Origin of the sequence: Actinokineospora enzanensis DSM 44649 (assembly GCF_000374445.1) — a bacterium.
Classification (GTDB): Bacteria; Actinomycetota; Actinomycetes; order Mycobacteriales; family Pseudonocardiaceae; genus Actinokineospora; species Actinokineospora enzanensis.
The window spans coordinates 47,735-70,973 of sequence record NZ_KB894414.1 but is presented as its reverse complement, the minus strand read 5'-3'; the positions used below and the strand labels follow the sequence as shown (position 1 = coordinate 70,973).

Below are 23,239 nucleotides of genomic sequence, written 5' to 3'. Positions count from 1 at the left end.
CCTGTCCGGGCCGGGCGCGCGGTCACCCCGCGCGTCCGGCCCGGCGCCGGGTTGGGAGATTCCGATGGGACGCTACGTCCTCCGCCGTCTGCTGCAGCTGGTCCCGGTGTTCGTCGGGACCACGTTCCTGATCTACTGGCTGGTGTGGAGCCTGCCCGGCGACCGGTTCGCCGGGAAGTGCGGCGAGAAGCCGTGCGATCCCACCTACATCGCCAAGATGACCGAGAAGTTCAACCTGGACGACCCGTTGGTCCTGCAGTACCTCAAGTACCTGGGGAAGCTGCTCACCGGTGACTTCGGCGAGAACTCCAGCGAGGTCGCGATCGGCTCGCTGATCAACGAGGCATACCCGAACACGCTGCGCCTCGCCCTGGTCGCGCTGCTCATCGAGGCGGTCATCGGGCTGGCCGCGGGCATCCTGTCCGGCCTGCGTGGGCGGGGTTTCGTGGACAGCCTGACCCTGGTCTCCACGCTGTTCCTGATCTCGCTGCCGGTGTTCGTGACCGGGTTCGCGCTGCAGATCCTGCTCGGCTACGAGCTGCAATGGATCACGCCGACGGTGACCGACTCCCCGGCCCCCTGGGGGCAGCTGATCGCGCCAGGGTTCGTGCTCGGCAGCCTCTCCATGGCCTATGTGGCCCGGCTGACGCGCACCTCGATCGCGGAGAACAGACGCGCGGACTACGTGCGCACCGCGATCGCCAAGGGGCAGCCGCCGCGCCGCGTGGTCGGCGTGCACCTGCTGCGCAACTCCGCCATCCCCGTGGTGACCTACCTCGGGACCGATCTCGGTGCCCTGATGGGCGGTGCGATCGTCACCGAGGGCATCTTCGACATCAAGGGCATCGGCTTCCTGGTCTACGACGGCATCCTCGGCAAGGACGGCGCGACCGTCACCGGCGTGGTCTCGCTGCTGGTGGTCGTCTACCTGCTGGCGAACCTGCTGGTGGACCTGCTCTACGCCGTCCTCGACCCAAGGATCCGCTATGACTGACCCGAGCACCGCGGCCTCCGGCGCGGCGGTGTCCGCGAGCGAGTTCGTCACCGGCGCGGAACACGTCCAGACCAAGCCGGGCAAACCGCGCAGCCTCGCCTCCGACGCCTGGTACGACCTGCGCAGGCGGCCCCGGTTCATCATCTCCGCCGCGTTGATCCTGCTGGTGCTGCTGATGGCGGCGTGGCCGTCGCTGTTCACCTCGGTCGACCCGAACTACGCCGACCTCGACCGCAGCAGGCTGGGCCCGTCCGCGCAGGCCTGGTTCGGCTACGACAACCAGGGCGCGGACATCTTCGCCCGCACCATCTACGGCGCGCGCGCCTCGATCGTCGTTGGCATCAGCGCGACGGTGTTCACCGTGCTGCTCGGCGGCACCCTCGGGCTGCTCGCCGGATACCACGGCGGCTGGGTGGACGCGGTGATGTCGCGCGTCGCGGACATCTTCTTCGGACTGCCGTTCGTGCTCGGCGCGATCGTCATCCTGTCCAGCTTCCGGGCCACCGGCGGCTCTTCGGCGACCGAGATCACGCTGCTGGTGATCCTTTCCATCTCGGTGCTGTCCTGGCCCGCGTGCATGCGCATCACCCGCGCCGCGGCGATCACGGCCAAGCAGCAGGACTATGTGAAGGCGGCCCGCGCGCTGGGCGCGAGCACGTCCCGGATCATCCTGCGGCACCTGCTGCCCAACATCCTGGCGCCGGTGCTGGTCTACGCGACCATCGCGCTCGGCGGCTTCATCGGCGCCGAGGCGACCCTGTCCTTCCTGGGCATCGGGCTGCACGCGCCGGTGGTGTCCTGGGGCGTGATGATCGCCGACTCGCGCGACTTCCTCCGGATCGCCCCGCACACCCTGCTGTTCCCGGCGGCGTTCCTGACCGCGACCGTGCTGGCCTTCGTGATGCTCGGCGACGCCGTGCGCGAAGCGCTCGACCCGAAGACGAGGTAGGACCCAGGTGACAGTCGAGTCCATAGTGGACAGCGAGGCGGCCGGGCCGCTGCTGGCGGTCGACGAGCTGTTCGTCGAGTTCCGCACCAGGGACGGGGTGGCCAAGGTGCTCAACGGGGTGAGCTACCGGGTCGAGGCAGGCGAGACGCTGGCCGTGCTCGGCGAGTCCGGCTCCGGCAAGAGCGTGACCGCGCAGACGATCATGGGTATCCTGGACACGCCGCCCGGCGTCATCACCGGCGGCGAGGTCCGCTACCACGGCGAGAACCTGTTGGCCGCCTCGGCCAAGCGGCGCCGGGAGGTGCGCGGCTCGGGCATCGCGATGATCTTCCAGGACGCGCTGTCCGCGTTGAACCCGGTGTTCACCGTGGGGTTCCAGATCGAGGAACAGCTGCGGGTGCGCCGGGGAATGTCCCGTCGGGACGCGCGCAAGCGTGCCGTCGAACTCCTCGACCAGGTGCGGATCCCGAACGCGCGGGACCGGGTCCGGCAGTACCCGCACGAGTTCTCCGGCGGCATGCGGCAGCGCGCGATGATCGCCATGTCGCTGGCGCTGGACCCGGAGCTGCTGATCGCGGACGAGCCGACCACCGCGCTGGACGTGACGGTGCAGGCGCAGATCATGGACCTGCTGCGGGAGATCCAGCTGGACCGGCACATGGGCCTGATCCTGATCACCCACGACCTTGGCGTGGTCGCCGAGGTGGCGGACCGGATCGCGGTCATGTACGCGGGCCGGATCGTGGAGCAGTCGGACGCGGTCTCGCTCTACCGGCAGCCCGGCCACCCGTACACGCAGGCGCTGCTGGACTCGTTGCCGCGCCTTGACCTGAAGGGCGCGCGGCTGAACACCATCAAGGGCCTGCCGCCCAGCCTGATCGACATCCCGGCGGGTTGCCCGTTCCACCCCCGCTGCCCGCGGGTGCGGGACGTGTGCCGCACCGACGTCCCGCCCGCCCACCGACCGGCCGCGGGCAGGCTCAGCGCCTGCCATTTCGCCGAGGAGCTGATCTCCGGTGAGTGACCCCATCCTGGAAGTCCGCGACCTGGTCAAGCACTTCCCCGTCCGGATGGGCGTGGTGTTCAAGCGCACCGTCGGCCACGTCCGCGCGGTGGACGGCGTGTCGTTCGACCTCGCCCGCGCCGAGACCCTTGGCGTGGTCGGCGAGTCGGGCTGTGGCAAGTCCACCCTCGCCCAGGTCCTCATGCGACTGGAACCCGCTACCGCGGGCGCGGTCCGGTTCGAGGGTCAGGAGGTGCTGGACCTCAAGGGCGCGGCCCTGCGCAAGCTGCGCCGCGACATCCAGATCGTGCTGCAGGACCCGTACACCTCGCTCAACCCGCGCATGACGGTCGGCGACATCGTCGGCGAGCCGTTCGAGATCCACGCCGAGGTCGCGCCGAAGGGGGACCGCCGCAAACGGGTGCAGGACCTGCTGGACGTGGTCGGCCTCAACCCCGAGCACATCAACCGCTACCCGCACCAGTTCTCCGGCGGCCAACGCCAGCGCATCGGCATCGCCCGCGCCCTCGCCCTCCGCCCCAAGGTCATCATCTGCGACGAGCCGGTGTCCGCGCTGGACGTGTCGATCCAGGCGCAGGTGATGAACCTGCTTGGGGAGCTGCAGCAGGAGTTCGGCCTGTCCTATGTGTTCATCGCGCACGACCTGTCGGTGGTCCGCCACCTGTCGGACCGGGTGGCGGTGATGTACCTCGGCAAGATCGTGGAGATCGGCACCGAGGCGGAACTGTACGAACACCCGACCCACCCGTACACGCAGGCCCTGCTGTCGGCGGTCCCGGTACCGGACCCGGACCTGCGCGGCCAACGCCAGATCATCCGACTGGAGGGCGACGTGCCGAGCCCGGTGGACCCGCCGTCGGGGTGTCGCTTCCGGACTCGGTGCTGGAAGGCGCAGGAGGTGTGCGCCACCGAGGAACCGGAGCTGATCACCCGGGTCGGCGGCCACCCGAGCGCCTGCCACTTCGCGGAGGAACGCTCCGTCGTCCCGTGACCGGTGGTCATGGATTGTCGGCCAAGAGCCGGGTGACGCGGCTGTCCAGGTCGGTGAGCTGTCCGGACGATCGAGGCTGGGCGCGGACCTGACTCCGCAATACGCGAAGACGCTCGGTGACGCGTGCCGATGTCATCGTCGTCGCTGTGCGGACGGCGGTTCGCCCGAGGCTCGCGGCCTGCTCGTGCTCACCGGTGACGAGGTAGGAGGCGGCCAAGTCGGCCTCTATGATGCACCGGCTGCGTACCCGGTGTGGCGGGTTGGTGTCGAGGGCCCGGGTCAGCTCACGCACGCTCTCCTGGCCGTCACCGATGTCCCGCAGACATCGCCCGAGGTCCGCAGCGAACTGCCCTTCCGCATAGTGGAGGTGATCCGGCTCGGCGCTTGGCCGTGTTCGGGCATAGGCAAGTTCGGCTGCCCGCATCGACCGGCGTGTCTCGACCGCGTCGTCGAGAAGGGCGTGCCCGCGGGCTTCAACGGCGTGCAATGCCGTGGTCAACGTCGGAATAGGAGCGGTACCCGCGAGTGAGCGACCCGCGCGAGCAAGCGCCAGACCTTGTCGTGCGTTGCGGCGCCTGCCGTCGGTCGTCGGCGCCCCCTGCCCGACTAGTACGGCCATGTGGCTCATGCGAACCAACACGTCAGCGGCGAACATCCGGTCACCCGCGCCAACAGCCAGGTTCAGCGCCTGGATCTGGTGGCGCTGGGCCAATGCGTGCCTGCCGATATCGATGGACGTACCGGCGGCCAAGTCCGCGAGCCGGGCCACCGCGCCCAGCAGCGCGCGGCCGGTTGTCTCCGAGTAGGAGCCCTGACGGGCCCTGGCGGCCTCGTGACCGAGCAACCGCACCACCTGTTCACGCACCCGCCCTGAGCCGTACTGGTGGTCGAGCCGCCGAAGGTGCACCACGTTCTCATGGACGATCTCCGCCTCCGCCAGGCCGATCCGTCCGCCCGTCGCCCGCGCCACACCCTCCACCTGCGGCGTGGTGAGTGCGAACAGTGCGGGCTCGGCGAACGCCGCAGCGGTGAAAGCGGATCCCACCAGGAAGTTCCGTCGCTTCATGTCCCGTCCTGCCAGCATCCGCTTGACGGACGTCGGGCCAGTACCGAGGTGGATGCCTTCCCGCCGCCCAGCGGCGACCACGGCACGGCCAGCGCGGTGTTGCTGATCTCCACCTCCGCCATCAACTCGCGGAGCTTCGCGTTGTCCACGTGGGCTCCCTGGTTGTTCGGTGAGGAATCATCGATAGTGGACTCGCGTTCCAGTGTCCATTTCAGATGAACGTCGAATATCCACAATGTCCGTCCACACTGGATGGCAGCGAGCCCCGCCAGGACCACCGACGGGACCCGCTGCCGTTGCGGTGGCGGGGTTATTCCATGGTCAGCACGAACTGCGGGCGGTTGACGCGCACCTGTCGTGCCGTCTCTTCCAGGGCCGCGGCCAAGGCATCGGCCTGCTCGGGCGAGGCCCAGCCGATGATCAGACCGGAGGCGTAGTCGCGCAATCGTGCGGGTAGCGTGTCGAGCTTGGCGGCTAGCAGGACGAGCGCCCGTGCCGTGTCGACCTGCTCCGGGGTCGCCGTCAAACCGCGCCACCCCTTTTCCGGATCGCGGACCCGATCTCCCCGACCACGTCCATCACCTCCTCCACCGCGGTCAACGGTAGGAGCGGGCCGACAACGCCCCTTGCCACAGTGGCAAGGTCCCCCGTTCGGCGCAGGCAAGGTCTGGACAACCGGGCATGACTACGTCAGGAGACCGGATCGGTAGGCCAGGCCGCGCAATTCCCGGCCGATGGCGTCATCGCGGGCGCGAGCGAGGAGTTCGGAGAGGATCGAGTGTATGAACGGGTGCCGGTGTACCCGGGCCGGGGAAATGCGTTCGGCCTTGCGCAGCATCATCACCGCGTCGTCGCGGCGGTTGGGCATGCGGGCCAGGGCTCGGCCGTACTCGCGCCAGTAGGCGGAGCGGCGGGTGGGGGAGGGTAACGCGTCGGGGTCGATGGTGGCCGCGATCCGGGCCGCCTCACCGTGCTCGCCCGCCTCCAGGGCCACCGACATCCGCCACACGCCGACGTTCGCCGGGCCGAAGCCGAACCACATCGCGTTGCCCTCGCCCGCGAACCGGGCCAGGTCCTCGGCCTGGTCGAGGGCGGCGACCCGCTCGGACTGGTTGCCCCGGGAGGCGGCGACCAGCGAGCGGGCCAGCGTGAGCATGCCCGACATCTGCAGCTCGACGTTGTCCGTGGTGCCCGGGTCGGTGGCGTCCAGCACCTCGTCGGCCAGCTCGAAGCCACCCGCCCCGATCAGCCCGAACGCCATGCCGAACCCGCTGACCGCCAGCGCCACCGGCTCGGCCAGCCGCTGTGCCGCGTCCGCGGCCATGGTCGCGGCCTGCCAGGCGAGGTCCTGGCTGGCGCCGATGTCGCCGAGCCACGCCTGGGTGCCCTGCACGTGCGTCGTCACGAGCAGCCGCAGCACGTCGCGGGTGTGCGCGCCCGACTCCAGGGTGGTGTGCAGGTCGTTGATGAGCCCCGGTAACCGGGTACCGACCGTCGCGTAGTCGCAGTCGCGCTGCCGGTTCAGCAGGTCCGTTGCGCGGGCGTCCAGCTCGTCCGCCCCGCACACCCGCCCGCGCGGGGCGTGCATGCTCGCCGCGAACAGGGCCAGCCGCACCGCGCCGAGGGCCCGGTCCTCCTCGGCCTCGCCTGGCGTGGTCAGCGCCGCGTTGGTGATCTCCGTGGGGGCCACGTCCAGCGCCCTGGCCAGGGCGACGATCAGCGATCGCCGGTCCAGCGCGCGGTGCCCCGACTCCAGCCTGCTCAGGTATGACGGCGAGATCCCGGCCAGACCCGCGACCACCGCCAGCGACTTGCCGCGGGCGTTGCGGATCTGCCGGAGCCTTCGTCCGATGTCGCTCACGCTCGACCCCTTCGCCGAAGGGAGGCTTGAGACCGCGCTCCCGGCCACCGGGCCGGGAGCCTCGGCCCCAGGTTACGGCGTCGGGGTCGGCGTGGGCACCGCTTAGCGGCTGGTGCTTCGGTTCACGAACGCCGCGATGTCCTTCGACTGGCGCAGCCGGGACGGCTCGTGGACGTACATCATGTGTCCGGCCTCGTAGTAGGAAACCTCGATGTTGTCCCGCAGCTCGGCCGGAATGTCCAGCTGTGCCAACGAGTGCTCGGTGGCGAAGTAGGGGGTGGCGCCGTCGGTGTACCCGGATGCGACATGGACCCGCAGCGCCGGGTTGGCCCGCATGGCCGCGGCCAGCTTGTCCAGGACCGACACGTAGGCGTTCTCGAACTCCTTGTACGACCAGGCCCGGTTCACGTCCATGCTCAGTACCTCGTACGGCAAGTCGTTGGGGTAGGCCAGTTCCGTGTGCAGGTAGTGGTTCATACCAGCGGTGTAGGCGCCGATGATGCCGGAGATCGACGGGTCGTCGGTGAACCGGTCACGCACGTAGTCGGCCTCCCAGCCGAGGAACCGACCGTCCATCCGGCCGACCGTGCGTTTGCGGTCCCGCAATATCTCGGTGAAGAAGCGAACGTGTTCGATCCGCAGGTCCGAGCGGTCCACGTAGTCCTCGGACAGCCCGGTCAGCCGGGCCAGCGTGGCCACCGCCCCGGCCCGCTCCTCAGTGGACAGGCGGCTGCCCCGGGCCAGCAGGTACGGGTAGTCCCGGGCGGCGTAGGACTCGGCCTCGTCCAGCACCTCGCGCAGCGACCGGTCCCCGTGCAGGCCGTGGTGGTGCGCGATGGCCGCGTAGGTGGGCAGGTAGAGCGGGTACGGCAGGTCGTTGCCGCTGGTGAACTGCAGGGTCGCGAAGTCGAGCACGGCCGAGACGAGGATCAGACCATTCAGGTACAGACCATGCCGGGTCTGCAGGTGGTGGGCCAGCCCGGCGGCCCGGGTGGTCCCGTAGGACTCGCCCGCCAGGAACTTGGGCGACAGCCACCGGCCGTTGCGGGTCGTCCACAGCCGGATGACCTCGCCGACCGACTCCAGGTCGGCCTGGAAGCCGTGGAACTCGCCCGGCTTCTCCCCGCGCGCCGCCCGCGAGTAGCCGGTGCTGACCGGGTCGATGAACACCAGGTCGCTGTGCGCGAGCAGCGTCTCCGCGTTGTCGACCAGCCCGTACGGCGGCTCCGCGAGCTCGCCCGCGTCGCCGGACACCACCCGGCGCGGCCCGAGCACCCCCAGGTGCAGCCAGATGCTGGCCGCCCCCGGCCCGCCGTTGAACGCGAAGGTCACCGGGCGGCGGGCCGGGTCGGCCCCGTCCAGGGTGTAGGCGGTGAGGAACACCTCGGCCTTGGGCTGGTGGCCCTCGAACTTGCCCTCGGTGACCACCTCCTTGCGCAGCACGAGCCTGCCCGTGGTGGCCGTGTAGTTGAGCTTGCGCCTGCGCACGGTCAGCGAGTGCGCGGTGGTGACCAGGTCGTCGGTGGGTTCGACGACAGCCGTGGGCTGGTCGTCGTCGGAGTCCGTGGATGCCATGTCCAGACCTTAGTGGCGATCCGTAGCAGTATTGGCGGGGTGAGCAGCCTCGCCGACCTCGACCGCGACGTCACCGCCTGCCGCGCCTGCCCCCGCCTGGTCGCCTGGCGGGAGGAGGTGGCCAGGGTCAAGCGCGCGGCGTTCCGCGACCAGACGTACTGGGGCCGCCCGGTGCCCGGCTTCGGTCCGCCGGACGCCGCGATCGGCATCGTCGGGTTGGCCCCGGCCGCGCACGGCGCCAACCGCACCGGCCGGATGTTCACCGGGGACAAATCGGGCGAGGTGCTCTACGCCGCCATGCACGCGGTGGGCCTGGCCTCGCAGCCGACCGCCACGCACATCGGTGACGGATTGGAGCTGTACGGCACCCGGATCACCGCGCCGGTGAAGTGTGCGCCGCCCGCCAACAAACCGACCACGGAAGAACGGGACAACTGCCGGTCCTGGCTTGTCCGCGAACTCGCGCTGCTCCGCCCGACATTGCGCAGCGTGGTCATACTGGGCGCGTTCGGTTGGCAGGCGTTGCTACCGATCCTGCACACGGCGTGGGTCGTCCCGGTACCGCGCCCCCGGTTCGGCCACGGCGTCCGGTACGACCTGGCTGCCCGGGACGACGGCCCGCCGCTGTCGGTGTTCGGGTGTTACCACGTCAGCCAGCAGAACACGTTCACCGGCAGGCTGACCCCGGCCATGGTCGAGGACGTGCTCACCGCCGCCAAGACGGCCGCCGGACTCGCCTGACCGCCCGCCATTCCGGCTGGTCGGGAGCGGTCTCGCCGGGCCGATTGTCCGGTGGGCCGTGCCAAAAGTCCGCGACCGTACCCGGTGAAATCCGTGGTCGTCGCGGTGTCCGGGCGGGTGTCCCGGCCGGACGATTTTCCCCCCATTCCGGGAAACCTTCACCGGGTGATCACGTGCTGGTCGAGAAAACGAGACCGGGAATGCGGTGGTCAGTTCTCGCCGAGCAGACCGCGCAGCAGCGTGACGGTCTCGGCCTCGGTGAGCGCCGACTGCTCGATGGCGAGGAACCGCTCCCACGCCGCCGTGACCACGTCACTGTCACCGTTGGCCAGGTAGTCCTTGCCCGCGGTCTCCTCGAACAGGACCGTGTCGCTGATCTCCTCGTCCAGCTCCAGCAACACGAACGCGCCTGCCAGCCCCGGGTGCGCGCCCGCGCCGTAGGGCACCACGCGCACGCAGGTGGTCGGCTCGGACGTGCGGACCAGCAGGTGGCGCAGCTGCTCGTGCAGCACCTCGCGGCCGCCGATCTCGCGCCGCACCGCGCCCTCGTCGATCAGCATGACCAGCCGCGGCGGCTCCTCGGCCAGCCGCTGCTGGCGCTGCATCCTGGCCTCCAGGGCCAGGTCCAGCTCGGCGCCGGAGTACACGGTGGCCAGCACGGCGCGCGCGTACTCGCGGGTCTGCAGGTGGCCTGGGACCAGCAGCGGGTGGAACTGGTGGATGGCCACCGCGGAGCCCTCGTAGGCCAGCAGCCTGCGGAAAGGCTCGCTGGTCACCGAGTCGAACTGGGCGTACCAGGGCTGCTCGCGGCTTTCCTTGGCCACGTTGGTGAGGTCGGTGACGAGCTCGTCGTCGTGCATGCCGTACTCGGTCAGCAGCGCCCGCAGGTCGGTGGTGGACACGCCGACCGCCGCCTTTTCGATGCGAATCAGTTTCGAAACGGACCAGTCCATCCGGGCGGCCACTTCGGGCTGGGTCTTGCCCGCCTGCTCACGGAACGTGCGCAGCAGCCTGCCGAGCTGCCGCTTGGAGAACCGGGGGTCCCGCTGTCTGGTCATCGTGGCTCCGCTCGGACGATCACTTCGACTACCGGCTGTCATACTATCGAGGGAGCCGTCAGGTAGCTGTCTGCCACGTGGCCATCTGCCAACTTCCCAGGGGTGGACCGGCGTTTGGCAAGGTAGCACGGTTGGGCGCGGACGCGCTGCCCCATTCGGGCGCAGCGCCGGCGGTTATCGGCCACCGAAACGGGTTCACCCGAATACGCGGAATAACTACACAGCGTAGAAGAACCGGCAAGTGTGAATTGCGGCCCGCTGCGGATCTCCGCGAGTGTGAGTTACCCGAGAAGAGGATTCACGTCCTCCTCTCCTTCGCGAATAATCGCCGGGTGTCTGCTCCCGGAGGGGAGCTTCAACTCGGAGGGGCTTAGATGAGTGTCGTACGTCCGGAGTGGCGAAAGAGTTCGTACAGCGACAGTCACAATTGTGTCGAACTCGCCAGGTCAGCGGGCGGTAATTTGGTAAGGGATTCGAAGAACCCGACCGCGAAATTGGACATCTCGACCCGGTCGGTGCGCAGGCTGATCGCCTTCGCCCGCGGCTGAGCGGCGGTCGCGGGCCCGCGACCGATCGACGCAGGCCCGCCGGTGGGGCACGCTGGCGGCCATGCCCTCGCGCCTGCCGCCGCCGCTGGTCGTGACCGCGTTGCTGGTGCTCGCGGTCGTGGCGGCGCGGGGCGAGTCGGCCATCCCCACCGGCACCGGCGATTCGCCGCGCCCGGACCCCGCGCCCGCACCGGTGGCCACCCCCGCCGAGCCCGTCGACCGGCACCCGGTGCTGGACCTGATCAGCGGGCTCAGCGCGGGTGTCCTGCTGCTGGTCGTGGCCGCCATGCTGGTGGTCGGCCTGGCGGGCATCCTCGCCGCGCTGGCCGGTGTGCGCAGGCGTCGGGTCCGCCTCGCCCTGCCCGAAGCGGGCCCGGTGGATCTTGACGCGCCCGCGGACGGCACCGCGACTGCACGCGCGCTCGCGGGCGCCGCGCACACTGCTCGGCTGAAGTTGTCCGAGCATGCCGATGGTGTGGAAACCGCTGACGCGATCATCGCCGCGTGGCTGGTTCTCGAACGCGCGGCCGCGGGACTGGGAACGCCGCGCGCGCCGCATCAGACGCCGACCGAGTTCACCGCCGTCGTGCTCGCCGAGCACGATGCAGATGCGGATGCACTTGCAGATCTTCGCGGCGTCTACCAACGCGCGCGGTTCGGGCGGGCGAACGTGATAACACAGTCCGACGTTCTCGCCGCGATCGACGCGCTTAACCGGGTCGAACGTTCATTGGTGATTTCCCAGTGAGGTTCCGGCGTGTGTCCTGCCCCCGGAATCACTCAATGCCCGGTCGAGTTGTGCACATGGTGCCGAGTTTGTCCACAGGCGTCGTCGACCCGGTTGTTTGCCCAGGTCAACGGGAGATACTAGGACTCGTCCCAGGCGGAGGATCGTGACCGGATCGTGAGGGAGGACAGCCGTGGACGGGGCGCGGAGCGTGGTGTTCGGGGTACTGGCGGGCGCCGTCGTGGTCGTGGTGGCGTCGCGCGCAGGCGGCGTTCCGCCGTTCTGGGCGGTCGCTCTCGGTGTTCCCGCCTGCGCGCTGGTGTGGCTGGCGACGCGGTTGGCCGGACCGTTGGAACCGCTGTGGACAGCCGTTCCCGACGAGTCCGGTCCGGCCACGTTGTCACAGGCAGCGACACTCGCCGCCCGACTCGCCGAAGCCGAAAGAGATCCACATAGGTTCCGCACCAGGGTCCAACCCAGACTCCGCGCGCTCGCCGCCGCCCGATTACGCGCGCACGGGGTGTCCGATGTGGAGAGCGCGCGGGCGCGTGACCTGCTCGGCCCCGATCTGCACCGGCTGATCACCTCACCCACGGCGACTTTGCCGGAACCGAGAGTGGTCGCCGCCCTGCTCGACGCCCTGGACCGCCGATGACGGTCCTGGTGGGATGGTGCCCGGCCGGATCGACGGGAGCGACATGACCGAGTCCACTGTGGAGCAAACCGCAGCCGCGCTGCGCGCGGTGACCGCCGCCGTCGGCGAGGCCGTGGTCGGCCGCGACCGCGCTGTCCGCCTGGCCCTGGCGGGCGTGCTGGCGGGCGGACACGTGCTGCTGGAGGACGTCCCCGGCCTGGGCAAGACGCTGCTCGCCCGCAGCCTCGCCACCGCCCTCGGCCTCGACTTCACGCGCCTGCAATGCACCCCGGACCTGCAACCGGCCGACGTCACCGGCTCGTTCGTCTTCGACCCGGCCCGCCGCGAGTTCGACTTCCGCCCGGGTCCGGTGTTCACCGGCCTGCTGCTCGCCGACGAGATCAACCGGACACCGCCCAAGACCCAGGCGGCCCTGCTGGAAGCCATGCAGGAGCGCCAGGTCACGGTGGAGGGCCGCACTTTCCCGCTGCCACCCCCGTTCCACGTGCTGGCGACCGCGAACCCGGTGGAGTACGAGGGAACGTTCCCACTCCCGGAAGCCCAACTCGACCGCTTCCTCCTCCGCGTCGACATCGGCTACCCGCCCGCGGACGAGGAGATCGAGGTACTGCGGCGCAGACTCGCCCGCCGCACCGAGGACACGAAGGTGCCCCCGGTCGTCGACGCCGCCTGCCTGGCCGCACTGCAGTCATCGGTGGAACACGTCGCCGTCGACCTCGACGTGATCCGCTACTGCGTCGACCTCGCCCGCGCCTCCCGCGACCACCCAAGCGTCGAGGTCGGCGCCTCGCCCCGGGGTTCCCAGGCGGTGCTGCTGGTCGCCCGCGCACTCGCGGTCCTCGACGGACGGGACTTCGTGCTGCCGGAAGACGTGAAGGACTGCGCCATCCCGGCCCTTGCCCACCGACTCACACTGCGCCCCGAGACCTGGAGCTCTGGCGTCAGCACGACAGAGGTGATCGCGGAACTGCTCACCAGCGTCCCCGGACCGGTGACCACCCGGTCCTGAAGGCTTTCCCTTGGCAGTGACCATTCGGTCCAGGGCATGGGTGTTGACCGGTCGGGTCTGGAGTGGAGAGCATCCAGAGCATGAACCGCGTCCTGGCTTGGGCCACCGCGCGCCGGGCGGCCGGTCGGGCCGGGTGGCGGGGGACCGACGCGCTGTTCCGGGGTGCGGTCGGCGGGGTCGGGCTGGTGGCGACGGGTGTGGTGCTGCACCACGTCGACCTGGTGTTCATCGGCGCACCCTTGTTGCTCGGCACCGTGTTCGCGCTCGGCGCCCCGGTCGGCCGGTCGCCGGCGGTGCGCGCGGAACGAGTGAGCAACATCGTGACAGCGGGCGATCGCGGGCGGCTGACGGTCACGGTCGTGGCGTCGCCGGGCGTCGAGTTCCTGGCTGTCCGCATGCCTTTGCCGCCGGGCAACGGAACGCGCTCGCCCGGCCCGGTGCACCTGTTGCCCGGTTCGACGCGGGAGATCCGGGCGGCGGTGCAGTGGAACGCGTGGGGTGAGGGGCTCGACATCCGTCCCGATCACCTGGCCGCGGGCCGGGACGGCCTGTTGATCCACGGTCCGATCGTCGGCGCGGAAAGCAGACGGACCGTCCTGCCGCCGGTGCTGCCGTTGGAGCCTGGCCCGCTGCCACCACGCGCCGCCGGGTTGGTCGGGGCGCACCGGTCACCGCGCGCGGGTGACGGCACCGAGCTACGCACGGTCCGCCCGTTCCGCCCCGGCGACCGCCTCCGCCGCATCGACTGGCGCGTCACCCTGCGCGCGGGCGCAGCCACCGGCGACCCGCTGGGCACCCCGCACGTCCGCGAACGCCACGCCGAAGCGGACGCCGACCTGCTGCTGGCCCTGGACTCCCGCGCCGACCCCACCGCCACCCTCGCCGACTGGTCTCTCTCCGAACCCGGCATCGCCACCCGCCCCGGCGGCAGCCTCGACATCGCCGTCCGCGCTGTCGCCGCCCTCGCCGCCGCTTGTCTCCGCCAAGGCGACCGCGTCGGCCTGGTCGACCTCGGCCGCCCCCACCTGGGCTTACCTCCCGGCGTCGGCCACCGTCAACTCCTGCGCATCCGCCACCAGTTGGTCGCCTGCTGTCGAACCGCGGGCTGGGCCCCGAGACCCCTGCTCCCCACCCGCCGCCTCCCGCGCGGCGCGGTCGTCGTCCTGCTCTCCCCGTTCCTGGACGACGACATCACCGACCTCACCATCCGCACCGCCCGCGGCCACCTGGTGATCGCCGTCGACACCCTCCCCACGCCACTGACCGCCGACCCCGACGAACCCTGGGGCGAGGTGGTCCGCCACATCCTCACCACCGAACACCAGAACCGCCTCAACGCCTTGCGCACCAACGGAATCACCGTCGTCCCCACTCCGGACGAGATCGCCCCCACCCTCCGTCGCCTCCGCCACCGCCGCTAGCGGCTCGGTCATGCGTTCAGGGGCCGATGTGGACAGCCCGGATCCAGGCTTGGCAGTGGGACCGGGGGGCGCGATCATGCCTCAGCGACCAGGGGGTGATCTTTGACCGAGGGCAACGACGCAGGCGAGGACGGCCTCGACGTCGGCAGAGGGGTCTCCGCGTGGTGGTTGCGAGCCGGGGCAGGCGCCGCCGCCGCGGGCATCCTCATCGACCTCCTGACCCACCACGCCTCCCTCTTCCTCCTCCTCACCGCCGCACTCCTCTCCCTCGCCTGCGTCCTCCTCCCCGCCTCGCCCGCCCCCCTCGTGCTCATCGGACTCGCCGCACTGGTGATCACCATCGACGGCGGCTCTCCTTTCCGCCCCGGCGTCCTGGTGCTCATCCCCCTGACCCACCTCCTCCACCTGAGCTGCTCCCTGGCGGGCCTGCTCCCCGACGGCGCCCGACTCGATCCGCGCGCGGTCAGGCCGACGCTCCGCCGGGCCGCGATCGTCCAGGTGATCACGTTCACCATCGTCGGGATCGCGGCCCTGGTGCCCCTCGGCCGTACACCCGAACCGGTGGAGTTGATCGCGTTACTGTCGATCGCGGGCCTGGCACTCGCCGTGATCGTTCTTGACCGATCCCGCTGAACGGCGGCGACGGGCGTCACACCTGCGAAAACGTGTCGGCGACCCCGGTCACACCAGTGTGGGGGCGCCTCGCGGCGAGGTAAAACCAGTGCCACCATTGCGGGTATGGCGCAAGGAAAGTCGGAGCCCACCCGGATCCTCATCCTCGGTGGCGGCTACGTCGGGCTGTACACGGCGCTCGGGCTTCAGCGGAAGCTGCGTTCCGGGGAGGCCTCGGTCACCGTGGTCGACCCGCAGCCGCACATGACCTACCAGCCGTTCCTGCCCGAGGCCGCGGCCGGGGCGATCGAGCCGCGGCATGTGGTGGTGCCGCTGCGCCGGGCGCTCAAGCGCTGTCACGTGATCACCGCGCGGGTCACCGGGATCGAGCACGGGCGCAAGGTCGCCACCATCGAGGCCCCGGACGGGCACAGCGAGGAGCTGGGCTACGACGTGCTGGTCGTGGCGCTCGGCTCGGTGGCCCGGCTGCTGCCGGTGCCCGGCCTGGTCGAGCACGGCATCGCCTTCCGCACCATCGGTGAGGCGATCTACCTGCGCAACCACGTGATGAGCAAGCTGGACGAGGCGGACAGCACGCTCGACCCGGAGCTGCGCAAGCGGCTGCTGACCTTCACTTTCGTCGGCGGCGGGTTCGCGGGCGTGGAGGCGCTTGGCGAGCTGGAGGACATGGCCCGCTTCGCCACCCAGTACTACAAGAACGTGCGGCCGGAGGACCTGCGCTTCGTGCTGGTCGAGGCCGCGGGCCGGATCCTGCCCGAGGTGCGCGAGAGCCTCGGCGTGTACACGGTGATGCAGCTGGAGAAGCGCGGCATCGAGGTCTACCTGTCGACCCTGGCGAAGTCGTTCGAGGGCGGGCGCGTGGTGCTCTCCGACGGCACCGAGTTCGACAGCGACACCATCGTCTGGACCGCGGGCGTCAAGTCGAACCCGGTGCTCGCCGCCTCGGACCTGCCGCTGACCAAGCAGGGCAGGCTGCGCGCCACCGCGGCGATGCGGGTGGAGGGCCTCACCGACGCCTGGACCGCGGGCGACTGCGCGGCCGTGCCCGACCTGTCGCGCACCGACGACGACCCCACCGCGATCTGCGCGCCGAACGCCCAGAACGCGGTGCGCCAGGCGCGGCTGCTGGCCAAGAACATCGTCACCGCGCTGCGCGGCCACGAGCCGAAGGACTACTTCCACAAGAACATCGGCTCGGTGGCCAGCCTCGGCCTGCACAAGGGCGTCGGCGACGTGTTCAACATCAAGGCCAAGGGCTTCATCGCCTGGGCCATGCACCGCGCCTACCATGTCAAGGCCATGCCGACGTTCAACCGCAAGGTCCGGATCACCCTCGACTGGTTAACTGGTGGATTGTTCCGGCGTGAGGTCATCTCGATGGGGCAGATCAACGACCCGAAGGCGGAGTTCACCCGGGTCTCCAAAGGCTGACGGCAAACGGCCCAACCCGAGTTGGGCCACCCGGCCGGAAGTTGTCACAAACACGTCCCGAGACCGGTTGGCGCGCCCTAGGCTGCGGCTGCCCCCGTAGCCCAACAGGCAGAGGCAGCCCCCTTAAAAGGGGTCGAGTGCCGGTTCGAATCCGGTCGGGGGCACGAAAGCGGGACAGGTGTCCGGTGAGGACGTCTCATGACGATTGTCCACACGGTCCCGGTCCCGGTGGTGATTCACGGTGCCCGGCGCGGCAGACATGGGATGTCCGCGCCGGGACCGCACTCCGGTGGACGATCGTCCACTCCTCGCGATATGCGGCGGATTGTTGGAGTTTGACGAACCGGTTTCGCTCGCCGGTCGAGGTTCCCGATTGTGTCCATAGTGGAAGCGCGGGCACCCCCTAAGCTGCCCGCGTGGCCGAGTACCGGATCGACGACCTGGCTCGGGCGGCGGGCACGTCGGTACGCAACGTCCGCGTCTACCAGGACCGAGACCTGCTGCCGCCGCCCATCCGCCGGGGCCGCGCGGCGGTCTACGGCGACGCGCACCTGTCCCGGCTGCGGCTGATCCGCAACATGCTCGACCGCGGCTACGCGTTCGCCCAGATCAAGGAGATGCTGGACGCCTGGCAGGCCGGGCACAGCCTGGCCGACGTGCTCGGACTGGAGGCGGCCACCGGCGCGGCCTGGTCGCACGAGCCGCCCGCGGTGCTGTCCGTGGCCGACCTGGCCCGGATGTTCGGCGCCGAGGTCACCCCGGCCACCCTCCGCACCGCGCTGCGCCTTGGCGTGCTGGAACGGCGCGGTGGTCGGTTCGTCGCGCCGAGCCCGGGGCTGCTGGAGGCGGGCCGCGAGCTGGTCCGGCTCGGCGTGCCCCTGGCCGAGGCGTTGGCGCTGGCCGCCGAGCTGCTGGCCGAGACCGACCGGGTGACCGCGCTGCTGGTCGGCCTGGTCCACCGCTACGTGCTCGACCCGAAGGGCCCGGACTGGCTGCCCGCGGGCGACGAGCTGCCGCACTACGCGGACGTGATCTCCCGGCTGCACCCGCTGGTGATGTCCGCGCTGAGCGCCGCCGTCGACCGCTCGGCCCGACGGGTCATCCCGGAGGTGCTGGGCGACCGGCTGATCGCGCTGGCGGAGCGGGCGCGGGCCGGGAGCTGAGCGTTGCATCGTGACAATGGCGGTTGTAACGTTCGCCATTGTCACCGAATAAACCCTGTTCACCTGCCGCCCCGGGTGGGTGTCGCCCTGCCCGGGAGCCGCCCATGGCCAGCGAACCGACCCGCCTGCCCACCTCGATCCACGCTCCACGACGGCGGACCGTGCGTGGCGACGGCGTCGACCTCGCCGTGTTCACCCAGGGCGACCCGGACTCACCGACAGTGCTGCTCGTGCACGGCTTCCCGGACACCCACCGCCTGTGGGACGCCGTGGCCGACCAGCTGACCGAGGACTACCACGTCGCCCGCTACGACGTACGCGGCGCGGGCGAGTCCGGCGCACCGCGAAAACTGGCCGCCTACCGCGTGGAGACACTCGCCGAAGACCTGTTCGCGGTCGCCGACGCGGTCAGCCCCCGCCGCCCGGTGCATGTGGTCGCCCACGACTGGGGATCAATCCAGTCCTGGGCCGCCGTCACCGATCGACGCGCCAAGACCCGGATCGCCTCGTTCACTTCGATCTCCGGCCCCAGCCTCGACCACGTCGGTCAGTGGATGCGCCGCAGGCTCGCCCGCCCGACCCCGGCCAACCTCGCGCAGATCCTCCGCCAGCTCGGAAAGTCCTGGTACATCTACCTGTTCCACATCCCCGTACTGCCCGCACTGGCCTGGCGCACACTCATCGGCCCGCGTTGGGGCGCACTACTGCGTCGCGCGGAAGGTGTCCGCGCGCGCCCGGCCCCTACTGTCGGTTCTGATGCCGCGCGCGGAATCCGCCTCTACCGCGCCAACACGTTCTCCGGTCTCGGCAGGCCCAAGCCGCGCGAAGCGGAAATCCCCGTACAGGTGGTGATCCCGACCCGCGACCGGTTCGTCAGCCCCGCGCTCGCGGAGGACCTGGAACGCTGGATCGGCCGGTTATGGCGGCGGCGGGTGGTGGCCGGGCACTGGGTGCCGCTGTCGCGCCCGGGCGTGGTCGCCCGCGTGGTCGAGGAGTTCGTCGCACACATCGACGGCGCGCCGATGACGCGCGGTCTGCAACGCGCCCGGGTCGGCGCTCCGGATCTCGGGTTCACCAACCGGCTCGTGGTGGTCACCGGCGCCGGGCACGGCATCGGCCGGGCAACCGCCGCCGCGTTCGCTGAGCGCGGCGCCGAGGTCGTCGTCGCCGATCTGGACCTGGACGCGGCGAACCGCACCGCGGCGGAGATCGGCCCCGCCGCCTACCCCTACCGCGTCGACGTGTCCGACGCGGAGGCGATGCGCCGCTTCGCCGAGGACGTGGCCGATGAGCACGGGGTGCCGGATGTGGTGGTCAACAACGCCGGGATCGGCATCGTGGGGCCATTCCTGCACACCACCGCGGCCGAATGGCGGCGGATCACGGACGTCAACCTGCTCGGCGTCGCACACGGCTGCCACGCTTTCGGCGCGCTGATGGCGGCGGCAGGGGAGGGCGGGCACCTGGTCAACCTGGCTTCCGCTGCCGCCTACCTGCCGCACCGGTCATTGTCGGCGTACGCGGCTACCAAGGCGGGAGTGCTGATGCTGTCCGACTGCTTGCGTGCCGAGTTGGCCGAGCACGGCGTTGGTGTCACGGCGGTGTGTCCGGGGATCGTTGCCACGGACATCACCAATACGACCCGGTTCGCCGGTACTTCCGAGGTGGAACAGCGCCATCTGCGGGCCAACGCGACCCGTGCTTACGCCCGTCGTGGGTTCGGGCCGGATCGGGTCGCCGGGGAAATCGTGCGGGCTGTCGAACAGGAGTTGCCGGTGGTGCACGTGACACCGGAGGCCAAACTGGCCCGCCTCCTATCCCGACTCAGCCCCGGCCTGCTCCGCCGCACCGCTCGGATCACAGGGCACACCCCCTCCCTCCCGGGGGGCTGACCCGCCCTATACGTGGAACCCTAGGCGGTCCGGCTCGCTGTCAATATCGCCTAACTGTCCCGTCCTGTGGCCCGCCCCCTGGTCGGGCGGGGCCTGGCTTGCAGCTTGCGGTGGATCATCGCTGCCGGCTTGAGGCTGGGGACTGCTCGCCTGCGCCATCGCTGGGTTTCGGCTCGCCTGCGGCATCGCGTTGGCGGGGCGTGTCGCGGTCTTGTGCTGGCCGATCATGCGCATAGGCGGAAAGGTGTTGTTCCCGTCCAGGCCGGTTGCCGTGTGGTCCTGGGCCGATGAATCGGTCCATAGAGGACTCAAAGGCGGGCGGGCCGCATCAGGCTTGCGGCCAGGATGATGAGGCTGCCGAACAGTGCGTTCCAGGCGCCCAGTTGCAGGTCCTTCAGGTCGATCACGTCCAACACCTGGCTGATCCACACACTCACCGACGCCACCAACAGCACGCCGCCGAGTTGCATCAGCCCCCGGGCGCGGAACATGCCGACGACCGTCAGCAGCACCCCCAGCGCCAAGGGGACGAGCATCGACGAGACTGCCGGTGCGGTGTCCCGGTGCACCCCGGTGAACAGGTCGCTCAGCGGTCGGGTGTCGCCCGTGCGGTCCTCGTACCAGGCGTGGAACGTGCCGTAGCCGAGGAGGACGACACCCGCGAGGGTGAGCAACCAGGAGATGATCGCGCGCACCCCTGCACTCTACGAAAGAACGGGGCGCCCGGCGGAAGTTCGCCGGGCGCCCCGTTCGGGTCGGGCGCTGATCAGTCGCTGCTCTGCAGCATCCACAGCAGGCGCAGGATCTCCAGGTACAGCCACACCAGGGTGGTCATCAGGCCGAAGGCGACGTACCAGGCGAACTTCGCCGGGGTGCCGCTGCGGATCATGCGGTCGGCCATGTCGAAGTCGAGCAGGAAGTTGAACGCGGCGATGCCGATGAACAGCAGCGAGATGCCGATGCCCAGCGGGCCCGCCTCGCGCAGGCCGGTGTGCACGCCGAACGCGGACAGCAGCAGGTTGACCAGCATCAGTCCGGCCGCGCCGACGGTCGCGCCGATGATCCACTTGGTCAGCTTCGGGGTGACCTTGACCGCGCCGGTCTTGTAGACCACCAGCATGGTCACGAACACGATCGCGGTGCCCAGGATGGCCTGCACGCCGATGCCCTGCGCGCCGCGGATCTGCTCGACCACGCCGGTGATCGCGCCGAGGAACAGGCCCTCGGCCACCGAGTAGCCCAGCACCAGCGCCGGGTTCGGGGTGCGCTTGAAGATCACCACCAGGGAGAGCACCAGGCCCGCGACCAGGCCGGTGATCATCAGCGGGTACGGGCTGACCGCGTGGCTGAGCACCGCGATGGCGGTGATGATGCCGGTGATCAGGCCGACGCCGAGGGTGACCGCGGTCTTGGTGACCACGTCGTCGACCGTCATCGGGCGGTCGGCGGAGGTCGGCGGCGCGGGGTGGCCGCCGTAGCCGGGCGGGCTCTGGTCGTAGCCCTGGGTCTGGGTCTGGAAGCCCGCGTACCCGCCCGAGGGCAGGTTCCGGAACGCGGGGTTGCTGGTAGAACGCACCTGATCCTCCATGGGCCTTCAATGGCGCCTGCACGACGGTAACGATCGAAGCGGCCGACCGGTTCCCGCTGGGGTAAAGCTCACTTTACCCACACCCACCCCAACGCGGACGTCGCACCGCCGATTCCCGCCGCGACCGCTCAGCGTGAGCATCGACCGTGCGACGTACGCCGATCGGGCGGCGACGACCGCACCCGGTTCCGAGCCTACCTGGGCCGATGACGTGGTGTAACGACGATCTTCGCACTGTCTGGCGGATTGTCACCCGCCCTAGGACATACCAGGCTCGCGGAGGTACGCGCCACGTAGCCGATCAGCTCCCCTCAGCCAGCAGATGTCCCCCGGACGTGGCCCGTGCGCAGCAGCGGAGATCCGAGATCCAGCACTTCAAGCGTCGCGGGCGTGCGCTGCCGCGGCGCGGCAAGGAGCCGACCGACCCATGCGGCGAACCACTCTCCTGGCCCGGCTGACCACCCTGGCGGCAGGCATCGCGACGATCACGGGGTCCTTACTCCTGGCGGCGGGCCCCATCGCGGTCGCCGCGCCCGCCCAGGCGCCGAACTACAAGGAGGGCTTCGGCATCGGCGTCCCGCCGCAGCCCTACAAGGGCTATAAGGCGGACAAGCCGGACTGGCTGGGCTCCTACGAGGTGAACGGGCAGCTCGTCTGGTGCGTGCGGTTCGCCTACTGGGAGCCGTCGATCAACGAGCAGTTCGGCGCGAAGCAGGAGCTGGGAACCAAGTTCCCCGGTGTCGCGCTCGACCCGTCCGCCGCCGCGGACATCTCCTACCTGCTGCTCAAGTACGGCGACACCAAGGACCCGAACACCTCCGCCGCGCTGGCGCACCTGCTGCACACCTGGACGGCCCCTTCGGGCACCGGCCACGACACCAACCCCGCGCGGGACTTCCGCAGCGTCGCCTATGACCCCGTCTTCCACGAGAACGCGTTGCCCGCGCCCGCCAAGAAGGCGGTCAACGACATGCGCGCGGCGGCCGCGGCGAACCGCGGGCCGTGGAAGGTGGTGCTCACCAAGCCCGCCAAGCCGCAGATCATCGGCACCCCGGACAAGTGGACCGTGGAGGTCCGCAACGCCGCGAACAACGGCGTGCCCGACGTGGAGGTCAAGGCGACCGTCCAGGGCGGCACGATCGACGGCAAGGAGACCGGGACCGCGAAGACCAAGTCCGACGGCTCCGCCGCCGAGCTGGCGGTGACACCGACCAGGGCCGACGTCTCGGTGGCGGTCACGGTGAAGACCCCGGCGGACAAGCCGGTGATGCTCCCGCCGACCAAGGACGACGTGCAGGCCGTGGTCACCACCGGCGGTGAGAAGGAGGTCGGCGCCAACGCGCAGGTGACCGCCGTGACCGCGCCCGGCTCGGTGGCGGTGACCAAGGTCGACGAGAAGACCGGCAAGGGCATCGCGTCGGTGTCGCTGCGGCTGACCGCCGCGGACAAGGCCTCGCCCGCGGTCGACCAGGACGGCAAGCCGCTGGCCGGGGCGGACGGCAAGCCCGTGGTGCTGGTGACCGACGCGGACGGCAAGGCCGCGGTGCCGAACCTGCGCACCCCGCAGGAGCTGTGCGTCACCGAGGTGGCCGCGCCACCCGGCTACGAGCAGTCGTTCGATGCCGCGTCCCCGCCGCAGGCCTGCGGCACGCTGGACGCCGGGAAGACGCTGGAACTGCGGGTGGTCAACAAACCCAACGTGCCGACCGTGCCGCGCACGATCCCGGCCGGTGACGGGCCGATCGACAACGCGGCCGCCGTGCTGGACCAGGACGGCCCGTCCGGCGGGCTGCTCGCCGCGCTGGGCGCGCTGTTGCTGCTGGCCGCGGGTGTCGGCACCACGCTGTACCGGAAGGGCCGGGGCAAGCAGGTGGTCGGCCGCCGGATGCGCAAGGACTGGGGGCACTGACGAG

The 23,239-nt window shown here is 70.4% G+C and carries 23 protein-coding genes and 1 tRNA gene; 16 read left to right on the top strand and 8 right to left on the bottom strand.

Annotation, left to right across the window (positions count from 1 at the left end):
- Positions 1 to 64 precede the first annotated feature (64 nt).
- From C503_RS0116175 to C503_RS0116160, 4 genes are read left to right on the top strand one after another with little or no spacing between them, the layout of a single operon-like run.
- Positions 65 to 994: an ABC transporter permease gene (locus tag C503_RS0116175; RefSeq protein WP_018683267.1), complete on the top strand. Its 930-nt coding sequence runs from the start codon at positions 65 to 67 to the stop codon at positions 992 to 994.
- On the top strand, positions 987 to 1,943 hold the full coding sequence (locus tag C503_RS0116170; protein WP_018683266.1) for an ABC transporter permease: 957 nt from the start codon (positions 987 to 989) through the stop codon (positions 1,941 to 1,943). Before C503_RS0116175 ends, C503_RS0116170 begins: the two co-directional genes overlap by 8 nt.
- Before the next feature lie 25 nt (positions 1,944 to 1,968).
- A complete protein-coding gene (locus tag C503_RS0116165) occupies positions 1,969 to 2,967 on the top strand; it encodes an ABC transporter ATP-binding protein (RefSeq protein ID WP_018683265.1) in 999 nt (332 codons plus the stop codon).
- Positions 2,960 to 3,958, top strand: a complete 999-nt coding sequence (locus C503_RS0116160; RefSeq protein WP_018683264.1) for an ABC transporter ATP-binding protein — start codon at positions 2,960 to 2,962, stop codon at positions 3,956 to 3,958. The genes C503_RS0116165 and C503_RS0116160 overlap by 8 nt, the downstream gene beginning before the upstream one ends.
- A 7-nt stretch (positions 3,959 to 3,965) precedes the next feature.
- Here C503_RS0116160 and C503_RS39585 read toward each other — a convergent pair whose 3' ends face one another.
- From C503_RS39585 to C503_RS0116140, 5 genes are all read right to left on the bottom strand, one after another.
- A complete protein-coding gene (locus tag C503_RS39585; protein WP_018683263.1) occupies positions 3,966 to 5,024 on the bottom strand; it encodes an NsdA family TPR-like regulatory protein in 1,059 nt (352 codons plus the stop codon).
- Entirely contained in the window at positions 5,021 to 5,173 is a 153-nt protein-coding gene (locus C503_RS45960; protein ID WP_018683262.1) for a hypothetical protein, read from the bottom strand. Before C503_RS45960 ends, C503_RS39585 begins: the two co-directional genes overlap by 4 nt.
- Positions 5,174 to 5,334: 161 nt before the next feature.
- Positions 5,335 to 5,550, bottom strand: a complete 216-nt coding sequence (locus tag C503_RS0116150) for a hypothetical protein (protein WP_018683261.1) — start codon at positions 5,548 to 5,550, stop codon at positions 5,335 to 5,337.
- Between the two features lie 159 nt (positions 5,551 to 5,709).
- Positions 5,710 to 6,885, bottom strand: a complete 1,176-nt coding sequence (locus tag C503_RS0116145; RefSeq protein WP_018683259.1) for a helix-turn-helix domain-containing protein — start codon at positions 6,883 to 6,885, stop codon at positions 5,710 to 5,712.
- Between the two features lie 102 nt (positions 6,886 to 6,987).
- Complete coding sequence (locus tag C503_RS0116140) at positions 6,988 to 8,460, bottom strand: S10 family peptidase (protein ID WP_018683258.1); 1,473 nt, start codon at positions 8,458 to 8,460, stop codon at positions 6,988 to 6,990.
- Between the two features lie 39 nt (positions 8,461 to 8,499).
- Here C503_RS0116140 and C503_RS0116135 point away from each other — a divergent pair, with 39 nt between their 5' ends.
- Positions 8,500 to 9,201, top strand: a complete 702-nt coding sequence (locus C503_RS0116135; RefSeq protein ID WP_018683257.1) for a uracil-DNA glycosylase — start codon at positions 8,500 to 8,502, stop codon at positions 9,199 to 9,201.
- A 209-nt stretch (positions 9,202 to 9,410) separates the two neighbouring features.
- Here C503_RS0116135 and C503_RS0116130 read toward each other — a convergent pair whose 3' ends face one another.
- Positions 9,411 to 10,259 carry a helix-turn-helix domain-containing protein gene (locus C503_RS0116130; protein WP_018683256.1) on the bottom strand — a complete coding sequence of 283 codons (849 nt, stop codon included), beginning with the start codon at positions 10,257 to 10,259 and terminating at the stop codon, positions 9,411 to 9,413.
- Positions 10,260 to 10,633: 374 nt separating this feature from the next.
- Between C503_RS0116130 and C503_RS44585 the strand changes: the two genes are divergently transcribed.
- From C503_RS44585 to C503_RS0116085, 10 genes are all read left to right on the top strand, one after another.
- The gene (locus tag C503_RS44585; RefSeq protein ID WP_084477152.1) at positions 10,634 to 10,807 is read left to right on the top strand and encodes a DUF397 domain-containing protein; all 174 of its coding nucleotides are present in this window, start codon (positions 10,634 to 10,636) and stop codon (positions 10,805 to 10,807) included.
- Between the two features lie 61 nt (positions 10,808 to 10,868).
- Positions 10,869 to 11,555 carry a DUF4129 domain-containing protein gene (locus tag C503_RS0116125; RefSeq protein WP_018683255.1) on the top strand — a complete coding sequence of 229 codons (687 nt, stop codon included), beginning with the start codon at positions 10,869 to 10,871 and terminating at the stop codon, positions 11,553 to 11,555.
- A gap of 172 nt (positions 11,556 to 11,727) precedes the next feature.
- Complete coding sequence (locus C503_RS0116120; RefSeq protein ID WP_018683254.1) at positions 11,728 to 12,189, top strand: hypothetical protein; 462 nt, start codon at positions 11,728 to 11,730, stop codon at positions 12,187 to 12,189.
- A gap of 43 nt (positions 12,190 to 12,232) precedes the next feature.
- Positions 12,233 to 13,198 carry an AAA family ATPase gene (locus C503_RS0116115; protein ID WP_026316358.1) on the top strand — a complete coding sequence of 322 codons (966 nt, stop codon included), beginning with the start codon at positions 12,233 to 12,235 and terminating at the stop codon, positions 13,196 to 13,198.
- Positions 13,199 to 13,278: 80 nt separating this feature from the next.
- Positions 13,279 to 14,619: a DUF58 domain-containing protein gene (locus tag C503_RS0116110; protein WP_018683252.1), complete on the top strand. Its 1,341-nt coding sequence runs from the start codon at positions 13,279 to 13,281 to the stop codon at positions 14,617 to 14,619.
- A gap of 102 nt (positions 14,620 to 14,721) precedes the next feature.
- Positions 14,722 to 15,252 (top strand): hypothetical protein, encoded by a 531-nt coding sequence (locus C503_RS43360; protein WP_018683251.1) that lies wholly within the window; start codon positions 14,722 to 14,724, stop codon positions 15,250 to 15,252.
- 105 nt (positions 15,253 to 15,357) lie between these two features.
- The gene (locus C503_RS0116100; protein ID WP_018683250.1) at positions 15,358 to 16,683 is read left to right on the top strand and encodes an NAD(P)/FAD-dependent oxidoreductase; all 1,326 of its coding nucleotides are present in this window, start codon (positions 15,358 to 15,360) and stop codon (positions 16,681 to 16,683) included.
- A 90-nt stretch (positions 16,684 to 16,773) separates the two neighbouring features.
- Positions 16,774 to 16,847: transfer RNA gene (locus tag C503_RS0116095), tRNA-Leu, on the top strand.
- Positions 16,848 to 17,099: 252 nt separating this feature from the next.
- Positions 17,100 to 17,846 (top strand): MerR family transcriptional regulator, encoded by a 747-nt coding sequence (locus C503_RS0116090; RefSeq protein WP_018683249.1) that lies wholly within the window; start codon positions 17,100 to 17,102, stop codon positions 17,844 to 17,846.
- A gap of 104 nt (positions 17,847 to 17,950) precedes the next feature.
- A complete protein-coding gene (locus C503_RS0116085; protein ID WP_018683248.1) occupies positions 17,951 to 19,738 on the top strand; it encodes an SDR family oxidoreductase in 1,788 nt (595 codons plus the stop codon).
- A gap of 308 nt (positions 19,739 to 20,046) precedes the next feature.
- Here the strand turns inward: C503_RS0116085 and C503_RS0116080 are convergent, their stop codons facing one another.
- Positions 20,047 to 20,433: a hypothetical protein gene (locus C503_RS0116080; RefSeq protein ID WP_018683247.1), complete on the bottom strand. Its 387-nt coding sequence runs from the start codon at positions 20,431 to 20,433 to the stop codon at positions 20,047 to 20,049.
- Positions 20,434 to 20,504: 71 nt separating this feature from the next.
- Positions 20,505 to 21,314: a Bax inhibitor-1/YccA family protein gene (locus C503_RS0116075; protein WP_026316356.1), complete on the bottom strand. Its 810-nt coding sequence runs from the start codon at positions 21,312 to 21,314 to the stop codon at positions 20,505 to 20,507.
- Between the two features lie 439 nt (positions 21,315 to 21,753).
- Between C503_RS0116075 and C503_RS39575 the strand changes: the two genes are divergently transcribed.
- Positions 21,754 to 23,235 (top strand): MSCRAMM family protein, encoded by a 1,482-nt coding sequence (locus C503_RS39575; protein WP_018683245.1) that lies wholly within the window; start codon positions 21,754 to 21,756, stop codon positions 23,233 to 23,235.
- Positions 23,236 to 23,239: the final 4 nt, after the last annotated feature.

What these genes read in the sequence shown, in the direction of transcription:
- C503_RS0116175 (WP_018683267.1), top strand. Translation starts at nt 65, where the DNA reads ATGGGACGCTACGTCCTCCGCCGTCTGCTGCAGCTGGTCCCGGTGTTC.
- C503_RS0116170 (WP_018683266.1), top strand. Translation starts at nt 987, where the DNA reads ATGACTGACCCGAGCACCGCGGCCTCCGGCGCGGCGGTGTCCGCGAGC.
- C503_RS39585 (WP_018683263.1), bottom strand. Translation starts at nt 5,024, where the DNA reads ATGAAGCGACGGAACTTCCTGGTGGGATCCGCTTTCACCGCTGCGGCG.
- C503_RS0116140 (WP_018683258.1), bottom strand. Translation starts at nt 8,460, where the DNA reads ATGGCATCCACGGACTCCGACGACGACCAGCCCACGGCTGTCGTCGAA.
- C503_RS0116130 (WP_018683256.1), bottom strand. Translation starts at nt 10,259, where the DNA reads ATGACCAGACAGCGGGACCCCCGGTTCTCCAAGCGGCAGCTCGGCAGG.
- C503_RS44585 (WP_084477152.1), top strand. Translation starts at nt 10,634, where the DNA reads ATGAGTGTCGTACGTCCGGAGTGGCGAAAGAGTTCGTACAGCGACAGT.
- C503_RS0116125 (WP_018683255.1), top strand. Translation starts at nt 10,869, where the DNA reads ATGCCCTCGCGCCTGCCGCCGCCGCTGGTCGTGACCGCGTTGCTGGTG.
- C503_RS0116115 (WP_026316358.1), top strand. Translation starts at nt 12,233, where the DNA reads ATGACCGAGTCCACTGTGGAGCAAACCGCAGCCGCGCTGCGCGCGGTG.
- C503_RS0116110 (WP_018683252.1), top strand. Translation starts at nt 13,279, where the DNA reads ATGAACCGCGTCCTGGCTTGGGCCACCGCGCGCCGGGCGGCCGGTCGG.
- C503_RS0116100 (WP_018683250.1), top strand. Translation starts at nt 15,358, where the DNA reads ATGGCGCAAGGAAAGTCGGAGCCCACCCGGATCCTCATCCTCGGTGGC.
- C503_RS0116085 (WP_018683248.1), top strand. Translation starts at nt 17,951, where the DNA reads ATGGCCAGCGAACCGACCCGCCTGCCCACCTCGATCCACGCTCCACGA.
- C503_RS39575 (WP_018683245.1), top strand. Translation starts at nt 21,754, where the DNA reads ATGCGGCGAACCACTCTCCTGGCCCGGCTGACCACCCTGGCGGCAGGC.